The 17,117-nt window shown below is 56.6% G+C and carries 16 protein-coding genes; 13 read left to right on the top strand and 3 right to left on the bottom strand.

The window, feature by feature from the left end:
• The first annotated feature begins 84 nt into the window (after positions 1 to 84).
• The 10 genes from ACR0J0_RS13905 to ACR0J0_RS13860 all read left to right on the top strand — a co-directional run bounded on the left by ACR0J0_RS13905 (position 85) and on the right by ACR0J0_RS13860 (position 12,388).
• On the top strand, positions 85 to 1,218 hold the full coding sequence (locus tag ACR0J0_RS13905; RefSeq protein WP_480664747.1) for an enolase C-terminal domain-like protein: 1,134 nt from the start codon (positions 85 to 87) through the stop codon (positions 1,216 to 1,218).
• A complete protein-coding gene (locus ACR0J0_RS13900) occupies positions 1,215 to 2,465 on the top strand; it encodes an NAD(P)/FAD-dependent oxidoreductase (protein WP_480664746.1) in 1,251 nt (416 codons plus the stop codon). The genes ACR0J0_RS13905 and ACR0J0_RS13900 overlap by 4 nt, the downstream gene beginning before the upstream one ends.
• 51 nt (positions 2,466 to 2,516) lie before the next feature.
• Positions 2,517 to 3,494, top strand: a complete 978-nt coding sequence (locus ACR0J0_RS13895) for a TRAP transporter substrate-binding protein (RefSeq protein ID WP_480664745.1) — start codon at positions 2,517 to 2,519, stop codon at positions 3,492 to 3,494.
• A gap of 70 nt (positions 3,495 to 3,564) precedes the next feature.
• A complete protein-coding gene (locus ACR0J0_RS13890) occupies positions 3,565 to 4,098 on the top strand; it encodes a TRAP transporter small permease (RefSeq protein ID WP_480664744.1) in 534 nt (177 codons plus the stop codon).
• Between the two features lie 4 nt (positions 4,099 to 4,102).
• Positions 4,103 to 5,416 carry a TRAP transporter large permease gene (locus tag ACR0J0_RS13885; RefSeq protein ID WP_480664743.1) on the top strand — a complete coding sequence of 438 codons (1,314 nt, stop codon included), beginning with the start codon at positions 4,103 to 4,105 and terminating at the stop codon, positions 5,414 to 5,416.
• Between the two features lie 6 nt (positions 5,417 to 5,422).
• Positions 5,423 to 6,352: a hypothetical protein gene (locus ACR0J0_RS13880; RefSeq protein WP_480664742.1), complete on the top strand. Its 930-nt coding sequence runs from the start codon at positions 5,423 to 5,425 to the stop codon at positions 6,350 to 6,352.
• A 71-nt stretch (positions 6,353 to 6,423) separates the two neighbouring features.
• Positions 6,424 to 7,872, top strand: coding sequence for an exosortase T (gene xrtT, locus ACR0J0_RS13875; protein ID WP_480664741.1), 1,449 nt, complete (start codon positions 6,424 to 6,426; stop codon positions 7,870 to 7,872).
• Positions 7,869 to 9,968 (top strand): VIT and vWA domain-containing protein, encoded by a 2,100-nt coding sequence (locus tag ACR0J0_RS13870; protein ID WP_480664740.1) that lies wholly within the window; start codon positions 7,869 to 7,871, stop codon positions 9,966 to 9,968. Before xrtT ends, ACR0J0_RS13870 begins: the two co-directional genes overlap by 4 nt.
• 162 nt (positions 9,969 to 10,130) lie before the next feature.
• Positions 10,131 to 10,817, top strand: coding sequence for a response regulator (locus ACR0J0_RS13865; protein ID WP_480664739.1), 687 nt, complete (start codon positions 10,131 to 10,133; stop codon positions 10,815 to 10,817).
• Positions 10,811 to 12,388, top strand: coding sequence for an ATP-binding protein (locus ACR0J0_RS13860; protein ID WP_480664738.1), 1,578 nt, complete (start codon positions 10,811 to 10,813; stop codon positions 12,386 to 12,388). The genes ACR0J0_RS13865 and ACR0J0_RS13860 overlap by 7 nt, the downstream gene beginning before the upstream one ends.
• A gap of 32 nt (positions 12,389 to 12,420) precedes the next feature.
• On the opposite strand, the gene ACR0J0_RS13855 is transcribed toward ACR0J0_RS13860, so the two are convergent.
• Entirely contained in the window at positions 12,421 to 13,395 is a 975-nt protein-coding gene (locus ACR0J0_RS13855; RefSeq protein WP_480664737.1) for a DMT family transporter, read from the bottom strand.
• 9 nt (positions 13,396 to 13,404) lie between these two features.
• Positions 13,405 to 14,022 carry a nitroreductase family protein gene (locus tag ACR0J0_RS13850; protein ID WP_480664736.1) on the bottom strand — a complete coding sequence of 206 codons (618 nt, stop codon included), beginning with the start codon at positions 14,020 to 14,022 and terminating at the stop codon, positions 13,405 to 13,407.
• A 153-nt stretch (positions 14,023 to 14,175) separates the two neighbouring features.
• On the opposite strand from ACR0J0_RS13850, the gene ACR0J0_RS13845 reads away from it, so the two are divergent.
• Positions 14,176 to 15,063 (top strand): LysR family transcriptional regulator, encoded by an 888-nt coding sequence (locus tag ACR0J0_RS13845; protein ID WP_480664735.1) that lies wholly within the window; start codon positions 14,176 to 14,178, stop codon positions 15,061 to 15,063.
• A 5-nt stretch (positions 15,064 to 15,068) separates the two neighbouring features.
• Here the strand turns inward: ACR0J0_RS13845 and ACR0J0_RS13840 are convergent, their stop codons facing one another.
• Complete coding sequence (locus ACR0J0_RS13840; RefSeq protein WP_480664734.1) at positions 15,069 to 16,016, bottom strand: tyrosine-protein phosphatase; 948 nt, start codon at positions 16,014 to 16,016, stop codon at positions 15,069 to 15,071.
• Positions 16,017 to 16,196: 180 nt separating this feature from the next.
• Between ACR0J0_RS13840 and ACR0J0_RS13835 the strand changes: the two genes are divergently transcribed.
• On the top strand, positions 16,197 to 16,403 hold the full coding sequence (locus tag ACR0J0_RS13835) for a LysR family transcriptional regulator (protein ID WP_480664733.1): 207 nt from the start codon (positions 16,197 to 16,199) through the stop codon (positions 16,401 to 16,403).
• 127 nt (positions 16,404 to 16,530) lie between these two features.
• The gene (locus tag ACR0J0_RS13830) at positions 16,531 to 17,097 is read left to right on the top strand and encodes a substrate-binding domain-containing protein (protein WP_480664844.1); all 567 of its coding nucleotides are present in this window, start codon (positions 16,531 to 16,533) and stop codon (positions 17,095 to 17,097) included.
• Positions 17,098 to 17,117: the final 20 nt, after the last annotated feature.

Raw genomic sequence — 17,117 nt, 5'->3', positions numbered from 1 at the left:
TTTCTTATGATGGACCTACGAAAATATAGTATTTGAAATGATATGACGGTCAAGGCAGGCTTCGTTCCATCGCGGAGAGGACGAATGGGCGATCTGACACAAAAAATCATTGGATACGACCTGTGGCATCTTGAACTGCCGGTCACATCCCGTCGCGATCACGGAATTGGGTCCGTCGAAGGTGTTTGCGAGGTTGTTGTCCTGCGGCTGACGTCTGAGGATGGCACTCAGGGCTTTGGCGAGGCGTCGCCCTGGTCGGTGTTCACCGGTACGCCCGAGGCGACATACGCGGCGCTCGATCGCTATCTGCGGCCCTTGGTCATAGGCGCAAGGGTCGCCGACAGGGCCGCAATAATGTCTCGGGCCGCATATGCGGTGGCGCATTGTACCGAGGCCAAGGCAGCGCTGGAAACGGCTTTGCTTGACCTTGCCGGCAGGATATCCGCCGTACCGGTCTGGTCTCTGTTGGGCGGAAAATGCCGGGACACGATCCCATTGAGCTGCTCAATCGCCAATCCTGATTTTTCGCGGGATATCGAACTGCTCGCGCGCCTGCGGGAAGATGGGGTTCGGATCGTCAAACTGAAGACCGGGTTCAAAGACCACGCTTTCGACATCATGCGGTTGGAGTATTTGGCCCAGAACTGTCCCGAATTCTCGGTACGTGTCGACTATAATCAAGGCCTCAGCATCGAGGACGCGCCTTCTCAGGTGCGGGATGTGGCGCAGTTCAAGCCGGACTTCATCGAGCAACCCGTGCGGGCACATCACTACGGTATGATGGCAAAGCTGCGGCAAATGACGGATGTGCCCTTGCTGGCTGATGAAAGTGTTTTTGGCCCCGAGGACATGGAGCGCGCCGCTCGTGAAGGAATTTGCGACGGTGTTTCGGTGAAAATCATGAAATCCGGTGGTCTGACACGTGGTCAAACTGTTGCCCGTATCGCCGCCGCGCATGGCCTGAGCGCCTATGGTGGAGATATGTTTGAGGCCGGATTGGCGCATCTGGCGGGCACCCACATGATCGCCGCGACACCGGAAGTAACCTTGGGCTGCGAGTTCTATCAGGCCTCATACTTCCTGGCTGAGGACATTTTGGAAGAACCCTTCGAGGTGAAGAGGGGCGAGGTTATTGTCCCCGACGGCCCGGGTTTGGGCGCAAAACCCGATCTGAGCAGGCTCGACCACTTTGCAGTGTCGAAAGCCGTGGCCGCATGAGCGTACAGAAGACCATAGCCATTATTGGCGCTGGTATTGTTGGCGTTTCGGCAGCCGTCTGGCTGCAACGGGATGGTCACAACGTGATCCTGATCGACAAAGCTGGGCCAGGTGAGGGGACCTCGCATGGCAATGGTGGGGTGCTGGCGTCTTGTTCAATCATTCCGGTGACCGTTCCGGGATTGCTTCGCAAAGCGCCGAAAATGCTGCTTAGTCCCACTCAACCGCTGTTCTTGAAATGGGGGTATCTACCGAAGCTAATCCCATGGCTTACGCGCTATCTGAAACACGCGAACTCTGATGACGTGGAGCGGATTGCAGCCGCGCTGGCGCCGATCGTGGGCGACAGTCTGAATGATCACAAGGCGCTGGCCGAAGGCACCGGGGCCGAGAAATGGATCGTGCCATCTGATTACTTGTTTCTGTACGAAAACCGCGCCCATTTTGAAGGAGACGCCTTTGGCTGGGATGTCCGGCGCAGGCACGGCTTTAATTGGGAGGAGCTGGAAGGCCAGGCCTTTCACGCCTACGATCCGGTCTTCAGCCAAGATATCGGGTTCGCTGCAAAACTCTCGGATCACGGCCATATCACTGACCCGGGCCGATACGTGAAAGACTTGGCCGCGCATGTCGAGGAAAACGGTGGCAGGATTATCCGGGCTTCTGTCGACGATGTTGTTCGCGACGACGACCGGGTGACGGGCGTGCGGGCCGACGGTGAGACGATTTCCTGCGACACGGCAATCGTGACGGCCGGAGTCTGGTCTGGCCCGTTGGCCAAACAATTGGGTGTTTCTGTTCCTCTTGAAAGTGAACGTGGTTATCATCTTGAATTGGTAGAGCCTTCTGCCATGCCGCGCAGTCCGGTTATGGTGGCCTCGGGCAAGTTCGTGGCCACGCCCATGGAGGGACGCATTCGGCTGGCGGGAATTGTCGAATTCGGCGGGCTCGACGCTGCGCCTTCGCGCGCGCCGTTTGATCTGATGCGCAAGAACGCCCGGGCGGCCTTTCCGGGAGTGACATGGAAGGAGGAAGTGGAATGGATGGGACACAGGCCCGCACCGGCGGACTCGATCCCCGTTATCGGCGAGGTGCCGGGCGTTGAAGGTGCATACATGGGCTTTGGACACCATCACATCGGTTTGACGGGCGGGCCGAAAACAGGACGTCTGCTGGCGCAAATGATTGCGGGTCGGACGCCGAACACTGACATGAGCGTGTATGCTCCGTCACGTTACGCGACTTGATAAATACTGGTGAAAAACATCGGCAACTTAGAATTAGACAGGGAGAAAATGATGAAGAAATTGACAAGCCTTCTGGCAGCAACCGCTTTGACCGCCGCTGCAACTGTTCCGGCGATGGCCGAAAAATGGGATATGCCCATGGCCTATTCGGCGTCAAACTTCCACTCGGCAACAGGCGCGGAATTTGCGAAATGCGTGACGACCGGGACCGGTGGTGAGATCGAAATCGTCACCCATCCGTCTGGTTCCTTGTTCAAGGGCGCTGACATCAAACGCGCAATTCAGACCGGGCAAGCGCCGATTGGCGAGCGGCTACTGTCCGGTCACCAGAACGAAAACGCGCTGTTTGGGTTCGATTCCATTCCGTTCCTGGCAACTTCATTTGATGATAGCGCCAAGCTTTGGGAAGCTGCGAAGCCCTCGATTGAAAAGCTGTTGGCAGAGCAGAACCTGACCTTGCTTTATGCCGTGCCGTGGCCACCGCAGGGCCTGTACTTCAAGAACGAAGTGAACTCGGTCGCCGATATGGAAGGCATCAAGTTCCGGTCCTACAACAACGCGACATCTCGCTTGGCGGAACTCACCGGTATGCTTCCAGTGACCATCGAAGCCGCTGAAATCAGTCAGGCGTTCGCAACCGGTGTTGCAGACTCGATGGTGTCGTCGGGGTCGACCGGGTATGACCGGAAAGTCTGGGAAAGCCTGAACTATTTCTACGAAGTGGATGCCTGGCTGCCGCGCAACTATGTGATGGTCAACTCGGATGTATGGGCTGGCGTATCCGACGCGAACAAGAACGTTATCAAGGCCTGCGCCGAACTGGCGGAATATGCGGGCAACTGGCGCGCCAAGGAATACACTGGCTTTACGCTGCAGGGACTTCGCGATGGCGGCATGAATGTTGGTCCGGCATCCGAGCAGATGACGAATGAGTTGAAAGAGATTGGCGTCACCATGACCAACGAATGGCTTGAGGCCGCGGGCGACGAGGGCAAAGCAATCGTCGATTCCTTCAACGCGTCTCAGTAATCATCCCCTTCCGGGCGGCGGTGCATACTGCCGCCCGTTTCATATCCAATAACAACGACGCGGGGACAACATGGCGGCATTGCGAGGGCTTCGGTCCGTACTGGATTTCATTTATCAGGCAGCAGGGGTTCTGGCGGCGCTTAGCCTGATCGCCATTCTTCTGCTCATCGTGGTGCAGATGCTGGCCCGTTGGACAGGCGAGGTGTTCCCCGGAGCACCCGATTACGCCGGTTACGCAATGGCCGCGGCGTCATTTCTTGCGTTTGCCAATGCGCTGAATCGGGGCAGCCATATACGTGTTTCGATCCTGTTGAACGCGGTTCCGGACGGGGTGCGTCGCATTCTGGAAATCTGGTGCTTTGCCATCGGTTCCGCCGTGATGTGGTACTTCTGCTGGTACGCCTACCGCTTTGTCTACTGGAGCTGGAAGTTCAACGATGTCAGCCAGGGGCAGGACAAAACCGCGCTCTGGATTCCACAATCAACGATGCTAATCGGCGCTGTCATTCTGGCCATCGCCCTGACGGATCACCTGATCCATGTCCTGTTCCGTGGCGAACACCGTATCGTCCGCGATCTGGCCGATCAAAGCCACGGGGAGTGAGCGCATGGAAAACCTGTCTGTCATTATCCTCTTTCTGTTTGTCCTTTTCACTCTGCTCGGCACTGGTGTCTGGGTTGGCCTAGCGCTGATGGGCGTCGCGTGGGTCGGGATGGAACTGTTTACCACGCGGCCAGTAGGCGATGTGATGATCACAACCATCTGGTCGGCGTCCTCTTCATGGACCCTGACGGCGCTGCCAATGTTCATCTGGATGGGCGAAATCCTGTATCGAACGCGATTATCCGAGGATATGTTCAAGGGCCTTTCGCCATGGATGGCGCCTTTGCCCGGTGGGTTGGTGCATACCAATATCGTGGGGTGCACGGTCTTCGCCGCCGTTTCCGGATCGTCGGCAGCAACGCTGACGACGGTCGGCAAAATGTCGATCCCTGAACTGCGCAAACGCAACTACCCCGAGCGGATGATCATTGGTACGCTGACTGGCGCTGCGACGCTAGGTTTGATGATCCCGCCCTCACTGACGCTGATTGTCTATGGCGTGACCATCAATGAATCGATCACCAAGCTGTTCTTTGCGGGCATCCTGCCGGGGTTGGTACTGGCAACAATGTTCATGGGTTATGTCGCGATCTATTCGAAGTTCGGGAAAGACTGGAACCCGAACACCGAAAACAAGCTGAGTTTTTCCGAGAAGCTGAGAAACTCGCGTTTCCTGTTGCCCGTGATCCTGCTGATCATGGTGGTGATTGGGTCAATGTATCTGGGCTATGCCACCGCGACCGAGGCGGCTGCCTTTGGTGTGATCGGAGGATTGTTGCTGGCCGCAGGGCAAGGATCGCTCACTTGGAAGACCTTCACCGAAAGCCTGATGGGTGCGACCCGAACCAGCGCGATGATCGCGTTGATCCTTGCGGGGGCTGCATTCCTGTCTCTTTCCATGGGGTTCACCGGTCTTCCGCGCGGGTTGGCCGACCTGATCGCAGGGTGGGAACTGACGCGGTTCGAACTACTGATGGTTCTGTTGGTCTTTTATATCGTTCTGGGCTGTTTCCTGGACGGTATTTCCTCGGTGGTGCTGACCATGGCTGTGGTTGAGCCGATGATCCGCGATGCTGGGATCGACTTGATCTGGTTCGGGATATTCATCGTCGTCGTCGTTGAGATGGCGCAGATCACGCCGCCGATCGGGTTCAACCTGTTCGTAATGCAAGGCATGACGAACCACGAAATGAGCTATATCGCGCGTGCCGCAATCCCGATGTTCCTGATCATGGTGCTGATGGTGTTTGTCCTGATCTGGTTCCCTGACCTGGCCACCTGGCTACCAGAAAACCTGCGCCAGAGCCCCGGCGGGTAGCAGGAAATGAACCCTCTCCATCTGGCGGCCCGCCATGGGCCTTACGTCCTGGTAGCAGGGCTGGCCGCCGGATTGCTGCTGCCGGGATTGGCGGAGCCGATGCGGGCGTTGCTACCGCCGCTGGTGGCGTTTTTGTTGTTTCTGACGGTGCTGCGAATGGAGCCCGCGTCGCTTTTGGGGTCTTTGGCGGATCTGCATCAGGTGGTGAAAACGGTCGCCGCGTTTCAGCTGGGCATACCAATGTTGGTCCTGGCAATCGGGTTTCTGGGCAGTTGGACAGGCACGGCAGTGTTCCTGTCTCTGCTCATCATGGCCTCTGCACCGTCGATTTCCGGAAGCGCCAATATGTGCCTTATGATGGGATACCCGGCCGAACATGCGTTGCGTCTGATGGTGATTGGTACTGCGGTTTTGCCACTGACTGCGTTTCCCATTTTCTTGATGATGCCTGAACTGGGCGACATTCAGTCTGTCCTGACCGCCGTGCTTCGCCTGTTCCTGACGATTGCGGTTGCGACGCTTTCCGCCGTCGCGCTGCGTCGGTTGTTCTTGCGTAATCCAACTCTAGCGGTCCTCAAGAACATCGAAGGGCTGGCTACGATCACACTGGCCGTCTTTGTCATCGGATTGATGCCATCGGTCACTGCGACCGCGCTGGTTGATCCGGGGGTCGCGGTTTTCTGGATCGTGTTCGCATGTCTGGCCAATTTCGGCGCCCAGGTGTTTTCGTTTTTCCTGACGCGCGGCCGGATGGCGGCAGAAAAGTCCAGCGCGATCTCTCTGATCGCCGGAAACCGAAATGTCGCGATTTTTTTTCTCGCTCTGCCGCCCGACATCACCGCGCCCATATTGGTTTTTATCGGTGCCTATCAGATTCCGATGTACCTGACTCCCATGGTGATGCGCCGGTTGTACCGAGCGCCAGCCGCGTCCTAACGCACTCGATTTCATGAAATTCTGCACATCTTAGGCAGAGGAAGTGCGCATTCGTCCGCAATTCTGGCGGTATGAAAAGAACGATCACCGAACCCCTGACATGGGCCGCAATGGCGGCGGCCTCCGCAATCCTCGCGGCGCAACCCGTGCATTGGCTTGTCCAAAGTTGGGTAAGTCCGGCTTACGGGTCATACGGATATCTCTACGTCGTTTTGATTGTCGGTCTGGGTTGCGCCAGCCTGATAAGCGGTAAGGCCAATGGAAGCAGTGCCAAAGCCCCGGTTCTGGTGCTTTTGTTCACGGCGGCCTTAATCCGGTTATTGGGTCAGGTATTGGCCATCAATATCCTCGGCGCTCTGGCGCTTGCGGTGGACGTCTTTGCCGTTGTCCGGCTGTTGCGCCTGGAACAAAGACCCTTTGACCTGTCACCGTTCTGGATGGCAGTGCTGTTTCTGTTTTCCCTACCGACCGAAGTGGTGTTGCAGCGCACCCTGGGATTTCCATTGCAAATGATCTCGGCGGATATTTCGTGCCAGATGCTCAGGCTCATGTTTGCCGACGTTGGTTGTGACGGGGTGCGTATCACGTTGGAACAACGCGATATTCTTGTGGACTTGCCGTGTTCAGGGGCCTCGGGGTTATTGCTGTCGCTGGCTTTTATCGTAACCCAGAACGCGATCATGCGCCCGTGTTTTCTGACTGCGGGAGCAAGCCTGTTGGCGATGGTCGTTTGCGCGGCGTTGGGAAACAGCCTGCGTATTTCAATACTGGCTATTGGTCTTGTCAATGGTTTGGATGTGATGGCTGAACCTTGGCACTCGCTCGTAGGGTTAGTGACGCTTGGCCTGACTGTTCTGCCCTTTGCACTGTTCTATCGACCGAGCAACGCCGGCGTTGCCGACAACGCCCCCTCGAGATGTTACGCGTCTACGAGCCTTTCCTTGCCGGCGGGTCTGATCTGTCTGCTCGCGAGTTTGGCAATTGTCTCACTGAAGCCTGATCCGGTGGATATTTCCGGCATGGTCAATGGGCCGGAGATGCCAGCCCAAATCCATGGAATCAGGGCTCAGGACGTGCCGCTGACACCGCTGGAAGCTACCTATTTCGAAACCTATGGCGGCGAAGCGCAAAAGGCGCAATTCGGTCCGCTGGGTCTGAATGTGGTCAGTACGCGGGCGCCTTTGCGTCACCTGCATGCGCCTGAAATCTGTCTGCGCGGTTTGGGATACAAGGTTCGCTTTCTCGGCACGCGATACAACGGCGTCCCCAGCGCTTATTACCAGGCGATTGGCCCCGATGGGGACCAGTGGCGGGTAGTGGTCAGCTACGTATCTCAATCCGGGCAGGTCACACCCAGCGTGGGTGAGGCGATCTGGCGTTGGATGAATGGATCGGGCGGCACCTGGAGCAGTGTTCAACGGATCACACCCTGGACGTTGGATCCCAAGCTTGGCGCGGAACTGGACGCGGCGGCGCTTGCATCCCTCGACATTCAATCCATCAAAGGAACGGACATATGATACGACAGATTGTTTCTCTGACATTTTTTCTACTGCCCGGAGTTTGGACATCCGAGGCATACGCTCAGACCGTGGATGACCTTGCCGGTCGCGTGGTAGGTTTTACTGCGGGGGGGGAGGTGGACATGCCATTGCTGAAATCCGACCTCAAGGTTGATATTCAGGGGAATATGGCAACGGTTCGGGTCCGTCAGGTATTCGCCAACCCCACGGAATTTCCCATGTCTGCGGAATACCTTTTCCCGCTTAGTCAGAATGCGGCCGTCTATTCCATGCAGATGCAGGTCGGTGACGAAGTGGTTCAGGCGCAGATTCAGCGTAAGGCCGAGGCGGAACAGACGTTCAAAAAAGCCGAGCAGGAGGGCAAGGCGGCTACCCTGCTGACCCAGCATCGACCTAACATGTTCACGCAGAACATAGCGAACCTGATGCCGGGCCAGCCCGTTGCCGTCACCCTCAGTTATGTGCAGTCGGTTCCCAAGATCGACGGTGCGTATGAACTGGTTTTACCATTGGTTGTTGGTCCCCGGTACCAAGGGGGGGCAAACAGCGATGAAGGCCCAGCGGATCCTGTCTTGGCAGAGTACGCAGTTGATGAAGGCAAGCCTGCAGCGACGGGGCCTGTGGGCAGTTGGAATGTCGCAAAGCTCCCCGCATATCCACCAGTTTCCGGTCTGACGATCCCAGATATCATCGATCCCGCACGGGTATCGCTTGATGTGACCTTGGATGCCGCCGTTCCAATTTCCATGCTAGAGAGCGCGACACATGAATTGGATATTGACTGGACCGAGAACTCGGTCGACGCGTCCTTCTCGGATGGTCGTGTGATCGACAATCGCGACGTAGTTCTGCGCTACGAACTTGGGGGCGAGGACACAACGGCCGGGGTCCTGTCGCACTACGACGCGCGGGGCGGCTTTGTATCACTGATGATCGAGCCACCGAAAATGCCCGAGGCGGACGAGATCGCGGCCCGTGAACTGGTGTTTGTGCTGGACACATCCGGCTCTATGAACGGTGAGCCCTTGGACGCAAGCAAACGTTTCATGGAGGCCGCGTTGAAGGGGCTACGCCTCGAGGATTACTTCCGTGTGATCCGGTTTTCCTCCGAGTCGTCGGAGTTTGCGACCGGTGCCGTGCCTGCAACGCGCGGCAACATTGCAGCGGGCCAGCGTTATGTGCGCAGTTTGCGGGCAGGAGGTGGAACTGAGATCGACAATGCCATCCGCCACGCGTTTGCAACCCGGCAACCCGCTAACACTCTGCGCATCGTGGTTTTCCTGAGCGACGGCTACATTGGCAACGAGGCACGTGTGTTGAAAACGATCCGCCGCCGGATCGGCGATGCCCGGATCTATGCATTCGGTGTGGGCACGTCAGTGAACCGCTACCTGCTTGATGCCATGGCGGATGAGGGGCGCGGTTATGCCCGCTATGTCGATCCGACGGAACACGCTTCAGAGGTAGCAGAAACTCTCGCGCGCGATCTGAAGTCACCCGTGTTGACCGACATCTCGATTGATTGGGGCGGGCTGAATGTTACGGACGTCGTTCCGCAGCGGATACCGGATCTGTTCGATGGCGGCTCGGTTCGAGTTTTGGCCCGATACGAAGGCGGCGGATCGGCCGATGTTCAGGTCAAGGGGCTGGTTCAGGGCCGCAAAGCCAATATGCCTCTGTCCCTGAATTTGCCCGCGAAACCAGATCCAGAGGGTGAGCAGAGCACTAGCGCTTCAATCCCGCTGACTTGGGCGCGCAGCAAAATCGCTGATCTGGACCGGGCCATTGCCGTTCAGGATGGTGAAGAAGGGCAATTGAAGAACCGTATTGCAAAACTTGGCTTGGGCTTCAATTTGCAGACTCGTTACACCTCGTTCGTTGCGGTTTCGAACGCTATTGTGAACGAAGGCGACGCAGTTGTCAGAAAGTCTTCGGTTCCATTGCCGCAAGTGGCTGGCGTGAGCGCGCAGGCCTACCCAAACAGTGGCTTCAGCGGGTCTTCCACACCGGAACCTCAAACCCTTTTCGGTATTATTACCTTGTTGGCATTGGGAGCCTTGCGCCTGTCCCGAGCAAAGGGCAAATCGGCATGAGTTTTGTTCCGTACAAACTGCGCACGGATGCTTGGTGGCTTGACGGCGAAATCACCTGGCGCAAGCCACAGGTTCGCAACAGGGCAAATGGCTCACTTGACCGTGCCAACACCAGTGTGATCTGTGATCGGAACACCCACGCGACAGCGGCGATTGAAGACCATGGCAAACCAAATCCTGATTGCAGATGATGATGCCCGTATACGGGACGTGGTGCGCTTTGCGCTGGAGGACTCCGGTTTCAAGATTACCGAAGCCGCAACCGGGCTGGAGGCTCTGGACCGATTTGACGAAACGCCTGCCGATCTTGTTGTTTTGGATATTGGCATGCCGGACATGGATGGATTGGACACCTGCCGGGAACTTCGCCGGAAGACCGACGTGCCGATCCTCTTTCTGACCGCGCGCGATGAAGAGATTGACCGCATTCTGGGTTTCCAACTGGGAGGGGATGACTACGTCACCAAGCCCTTCAGTCCGCGTGAACTGGTGCTGCGCATCCGCGCCATCCTAGCCCGCGCGGCCTCGCCGGCCCCGGCGGATGACGTAACCGTTGTTCAGGACCTGCGTTTGGACGAAAAAGCCCATCGCTGCACCCTTGCAGAGGTCGAACTGCAGCTCACCGGGATCGAGTTTTCGGTTTTGGCGACGCTAGCAAACTCTCCGGACAGGGTGTTTTCCCGGTCTCAGCTGATCGAGCGCGTCTATGGGCAAAACACCTATCTCTCGGGTCGAACAGTGGACAGCCACATTCGAAACATTCGCCAAAAAGCGCGCACCGCAGGCTACCCGGACCTGATTCAGACTGTCCACGGTGTAGGCGTGAAGCTGGGTGTTTGTCAGTGCTGAAGGTCACAAGGAAATGGCGGCCTTCACTTGCGCTGGTGATCTCGTTGGTCTGTCTCGGGCTTGTGGCCTTACCGATCATCGGTGTTCTGGGTGCACGCCTGTCCAGCAACCAGTTTGCCCGCGAAACCGAACGCAGTCTGCTAGCCCAAGCCGCCATCTTTGCGGAGGTTTACGCGGCTGCATTTGCTCAACACCAGCCTTTGCCAGAGGCCGGTCAGAGACTTTCAGAAGCACAGATCGCGCGCCTTGCGCAAGACCATCATCCCATTCCGCCCCGACTGGATTTGTTTCGTGGCTGGGTTTCGCCCCCGCGTCCCGATCCGGTCGAGACATCTGAAACACTCCACCCGCCCTACATAGCGATTTCCCAGTCCCTTTCCCAACTGGCGGCAGCGAGCAAGAAAACAACGCTGTCGGGTTATCTGTTCGTGGATCATTCCGGCCAAATCGTTGCCAGCAGTGGGTCGGTTAGCGGATCGGTGGGTCACATCCCCGAAGTGGCGCAGGCATTAAAGGGCGAAACGGTCACATTGCTGCGGTTCAGGGACGACCAGACAGACCGGCATCTATTGAACTCTATCAGCCGGGACACGTCTTATCGTGTCTTCGTTGCGCATCCCGTCATTGTAAACGACCGGGTTATCGGTGCGGTCTATCTGTCGCGGACGCCCTTGGATCTGCGCAAGTTTCTGTTTCAGGAGCGTTATACATTGGGGTCCGTCGCGGCCTTCATGGTGTTGTCCGCAGCCCTCGTCGGGTTCCTGATGTGGCGGCTGATTTCCAAGCCTATTCGCGATCTCAGCATTCAGAGCCGGGATGTGGCGAGCGGGCTCAAACCCGTGCCTGATCCGGTACGGCATTACGGTGTGCGCGAATTGGCGGATCTGGGTCATAACGTAGTATCAATGGCCTCGACACTGTCGGATCGGTCTGCCGCGATCGAAACCTATACCAACCATGTCACGCACGAGTTGAAATCCCCCGTCACGGCGATCCTTGGCGCGGCAGAACTGCTTGCCGATGCGGGTCCTGATGCGTCGGGTGTACGGCACCAGAAACTGGTGAAAAACATCCAGGAAGAAGGCTTGCGCATGAATGCGCTGCTGGAACGTCTGCGCGAATTGGCGCGGGCTTCTGTCCAGACTGACAGGACGCAAACGTCGCTTGAGGAAATTGTAGCCTCCGCGGCAGCGGAGTTCACCGACTTGGAAATAAACTTGCATGCAGACGCTGGTGTTTCTCTTCCTTTGTCTGCAGATCAAAGTCAGATCGTGCTGCACCATCTGTTTCAAAACGCGCATCAGCATTCGGCCACGAGAATTGATATCACTTACGACGCCGAGACTGCCAGTTTGACGGTCAGGGATAACGGGATCGGGATTTCCAGCCGAAATCATGAACGGATTGTTGAGCCATTCTTTACGACACGCCGGAATGCTGGAGGTACTGGCATGGGGTTGGCCATTATAGTTGCAGTGCTGAAACAGGTGGGTGCGCGTATTCGTTCGGAACCTGTCGAACAAGGTGCACTTTTTCGGATAATGTTCGATCCGGCAACGGATGCTTTCTAAAGCATCCGTGCGGCTCTTCGCCATTTAAGGGGTTAGCTTGAGGTAACTACGGCAGAGGCATCGCTCGGGCGTTTCTGTCGTTTCCGGGGCGCAATGTCCTGTTGCAAAACAATTGTCGCTACTATTGTCAGGACTGCGCCGGGCCACGTCGCCAAGGGCGGCAGGCTTTCTCCAAGCGCGAGCCCAATCAGAAGAACCAACGCCGGGTTCAGGAACGTGTAGGAAACGACTTTTGTCGGCCCGATCCGCGTTGTGCTCCATTGAAAAGCGAAGAACGTGACGATTGTGGTGAAAACTGACAGATAGGCGATTCCGGCAAACACCCTGCCCGGAATGGCGGCCCACTGAACGTTGCCCAAGCTGGGGAGCGATAACACAAACAACCAGATTGCGCCCGTGGCGAGAATCCAGAAGGTCATACGCGCCATGGGTTCACCGCGATGAAGAACCTTTATCAAAGTGCTATAGCTGGCCAGCGCAGTTGTCCCCGCCAAAAACAAAAGGTCTCCGTTACCGATTTCAAGCGTAAGCAGTGCCTTGGGATTGCCACGAAAAATGACCCAGATCGCTCCTAATGTGCCGATCGGAAGCGCGATCCGCGCCGCCAGAGTCAACCGCTCGCCGAGCAAGACCGCTGCGAAAACCGCAGTGATAACAGGGCTCAGCGCAAAGACTGCAGCTGTGTTCAGCGGTGTTGTCACCCGAAGCGAAGCAAACATGCACCAGAAGAACGTCACCAAAAGGATGCTGAGCACCCCATAGCGCCCGAGATCGCGTAGGCTTGGCCGCACAATTCCGTATCGCAGTGCAACGAGTGGCGCGAACAATAGGGTTGCCAGGGCAAAACGAATGAAGGTCAGCACAACACTGTTGAGATCGTCGGTTATGGCCGCCACGACCGGAAAGGAAGTCGCAACAAGACAAGTGGCCACCAGCATCAGGCCGTGAACTTGAAACACGGACCCGGAACCAGAGAGTGGGAGCGATGTATTCTGATGCAGGGTCATCGCAGCCTCCTATTCTGCAGCTATTGTATTGAGACGATCTGGAAACGCGCCTGAGAAGGAAATCTGATCCAGTGGCATCCGGCCGCTCGGAACCTCTCGTAACCGCAACGCGTCCGGCAGGCGGGCTGTGTCCGATTGGCGACCGATGGTAATCCCGATTTCCAGCCGAAAGCGATCTGGCAAATTCAACACCTTCGGCGCGGCGCTAAACTCAAGGCCTGCCATTGCATGGGCGGCGTAGCCAAAGGCTGTGGCCTGTAACGCAATCTGCATCCACGCAGCGCCCGCATCGAAGCTGTTATAGCCGGACATCGCGTCGGGCCGATCCTGATCGCCGGGCATCACGGTGTCCGAAATCAAAAATATCAGCGCGGATGCGTCTTTTGCCCATTGCTGATTGAACGGATCGAGGAGGGAACAAAAATCCGACCAGTGACCGTCCTCGCGAAGGGCGTAAAGAAACCGCCACGGTTGCACGTTGTAGGCGGATGGCGCCCACCGCCCTGCCTCCAGAATAGTCAGAAGATCGGACTTTGGTATCGTCGAGGCATCATAAGCGCGCGGGGACCAGCGCGACAGAAAAAGCGGTTCGATCGGGTGATCCGGGGTTCTTGCGGTATGCTGCATGTAGGGCTCTCCAATCCGTAGATTTCGGTTTGATTTCGGCGCGTGAGCTGCGATGAACGGCCACGCTTGCGTCATGGCTTTGAGATACGCTCATGTCTTTCAGTGGAGAATACGGGGATTGGTAAAAAGATAATTCACTGATAGTGAATAAAAATGAACCAAATGACCGCACTGACTGTTTTTCGCACTGTCGTTGAGCACGGCAGCTTTGCAGCCGCGTCGCGCAAACTGGGGCTTTCTCCGGCGGCGATCAGTAAAAATGTCAGCGAGTTAGAGGCGCACCTGTCCACTCAGTTGATCAATCGCACGACACGCCGAATGAACCTGACTGAAGCTGGCGCGGTGTATTTCGAGCGTGTGGTCCGGATTCTGGACGACTTGAAAGAGGCCGATGGCTCGATCCAGGCCAACCAAAGCAAACCATCCGGACTGATGCGCGTCAGTGCTCCAATGACCGTGACGCTGGTCAGCCTGTCTGAAGCTATCCCAAGGTTTCTGGACCGCTATCCAGATCTGTCACTGGATCTCAATCTTGATGACCGCAGGGTCAACCTAATCGAAGAGGGGTTCGACATAGTCCTGCGCGGCAGCGACAGCCTGGAAGATTCAAATCTGATCGCACGGAAACTACTAACGATGGAGCATGTGCTTTGCGCATCGCCCTTGTACTTTGAAAGGCATGGGTTTCCGCAACAGCCCGGCGATCTGGTGCAACACGATTGCATCCAATTCACCCTGTCCGGGCATGCAAAGAAATGGTCTTTCAGCATAGGCAATCGGACCGAGACGGTCCCGGTCAAAGGCCGCTATCAAGTTTCTTCCAGCCTGGCGGTTCGTGATGCTTTGCGAGCGGGTTTCGGACTCAGCCTCATCCCGCGCATGTATGTGGCAGACGACTTGGCATCGGGGCGGCTTTGTGTTGCGCTCGACGACTGGACGCCAAATGAAACGGCGCTCTATGCCGTCTATCCTTCGCGGCGTTATGTTGACCCCAAAGTCCGCGTATTTCTAGACTTTCTGGTTGGAGAGCTGCGCGGCTGAAACAATTAGGCAAAAAAATCTGCCGGTACGCCCGTTAAAAGGGCATCCCGGCAGATCGCCGACGAAAGTGGTAGTCTGCCGTTGGTGTTTTGACTGAGCGGTCTAAAGGCGGCTTTGAGGTGCCTGGTTCTAGACCAGCAGGTTCTCCTTGATCGCATCGACTTCGTGATCGCTGATGCCAAGAATGTCTCGCCTGTAGGTTTCGAACGAGCCGTATTTGTCTGTGATGATCCGCAGCGATGCTTCGATCTGTTCGGGGTGCGCACCAAATGCTGGGCGCAGCGATTGAGGGCCTTGCCTAACCAGTTTTCCAGTTCCACGAATGTATAAACATTCGTGGATAGGTAGTCCCGCACTACGTCTTCTTTCGAATAGCCGAGTGTCAGGAGGGTGACGGCGGCCATGAACCCGGTCCGGTCTTTGCCGCCAGCACAGTGAAACAGCAGCGGAAAATCGTTGCTGTCGGTCAGCAGATGCAGAAACCGGGACACTTGCGGATCGAACTTTGTCGCAAAATCCTGATCGCAGTTGATCCTTGTCTGGTTCAGATCGACATCATGGTCTTCAAGCAACTTGTCGAATTCTTCGAACTTGCCATCGACCCACATCGGACGGATTTGCGCAGCAACTTCAAGAGGCATGATCTTCTCGATATCGGCGGGATTCGAGCCAATCGGCAAGTTGACGTCGAAGTCTACCGAGTCAATGCGCAAATTGGGGTGCGTCTCTAGCTCGTCATGGGATCGGAGGTCGACAATCGTTTCAAGGCCCAGTGCGTTCAGGTCGGTAACCGCTGTCTCAGACAGATCATAGAGTTGATCCGAACGAAACAAGATGCCGGGTTTGATCCGGCCGCCTGGCGTAGTCACTTGTCTGTAGTTTTTGAGACCTTCAATAGGATGCGAAACCGGGGGCTCGTCACATTGGCTAGGCAGATCAATGGCCAGCGACATGTCCCAAGCCTCCGTCTGGGCCGTCACAGCGCTTGAAGCTATCGGACTCACTACAAAAGCGAGCACAAGTGGGCAAACGGCTTTCAACCGGGCACTCCGGGGTGTGCGGGATGGTTGACTGGGAGCGCTTTGATCAGATGGAGCGTCGGTATAGAAAGCTAATCTCCATCCGATTTTCAGATGGTGCTCGTGCCGGATATCGATCAGTTGAAGACGTTCGTGGCAGCCGTCGAATGCGGTTCCTTTTCGGCGGCAGCGCGGAAATTGGGTAGGACACAATCTGGATCAGCACCACGATATCGAACATGGAAATCGACCTTGATGCGTTTCTCTTTGACCGCAGCGCGTATCGGCCTGTCCCGACCGAGCAAGCGAAAGCTCTCTTGAAACATGCTAGGGCGGTCCTTGAGAGCGAGGGTGTATTTCGCGCGCAGGCCGAAGCATTCAGCGGTTCGGTTAAACCCAGTTCGCACTGTTTGTTGAGGAAGGGCTGTAGGTCGAGCGACTTTGCAAGCTGTTCGTCGACCTGTCCGAGACGTTTTCGGGACTTGAACTGACTATCGAAAAAACATCGAAGAAATCCGCATTGAAGGCGTTGAAAACCGGCGAGGCGGACGCCGCTTTTGTGGTGCAGGCAGAAGCTTCGGATCCGGGCTATCATTGTCGAGGAATAGGGTTCCAAAGTTGTGTGCCCGTTTGCACTTCGGGTCATCCCTTCGCGAAAAACACGTCGCTCAGCCGGATGGATTTGACGCACCATCGTCAAATCGTTGGGCCGAACGACCGGCATTTTGGTCCGAACATCTGGATCTCCGCCAGTTCTGCGGCAAGGAAAACGATGGTCCTGAACGGCATGGGGTGGGCAGAGCAGCCGGTGGATACCGTTCAAAGCGAAGTGCGGGGGGGGGGCGAGCTTGCGGTGATGAACTACGAATTTGCCCAAAACTCAATCATTTACCCTGTCGATTTTCTAACCAGCAACGCGTCTGTGGAGGGTTCGGTGATGAGATGGATGGTCGAACAGATCAGCGCATGGGATCAGCGGGCTTGGATCGGTGATCGCCGGGTGGGTGCAAAGTAGCCTTTTGGTGCTGGGAACGT

The organism is Ruegeria sp. BF12 (genome assembly GCF_056538705.1).
This window is presented reverse-complemented; position numbering and strand designations above follow the sequence as displayed.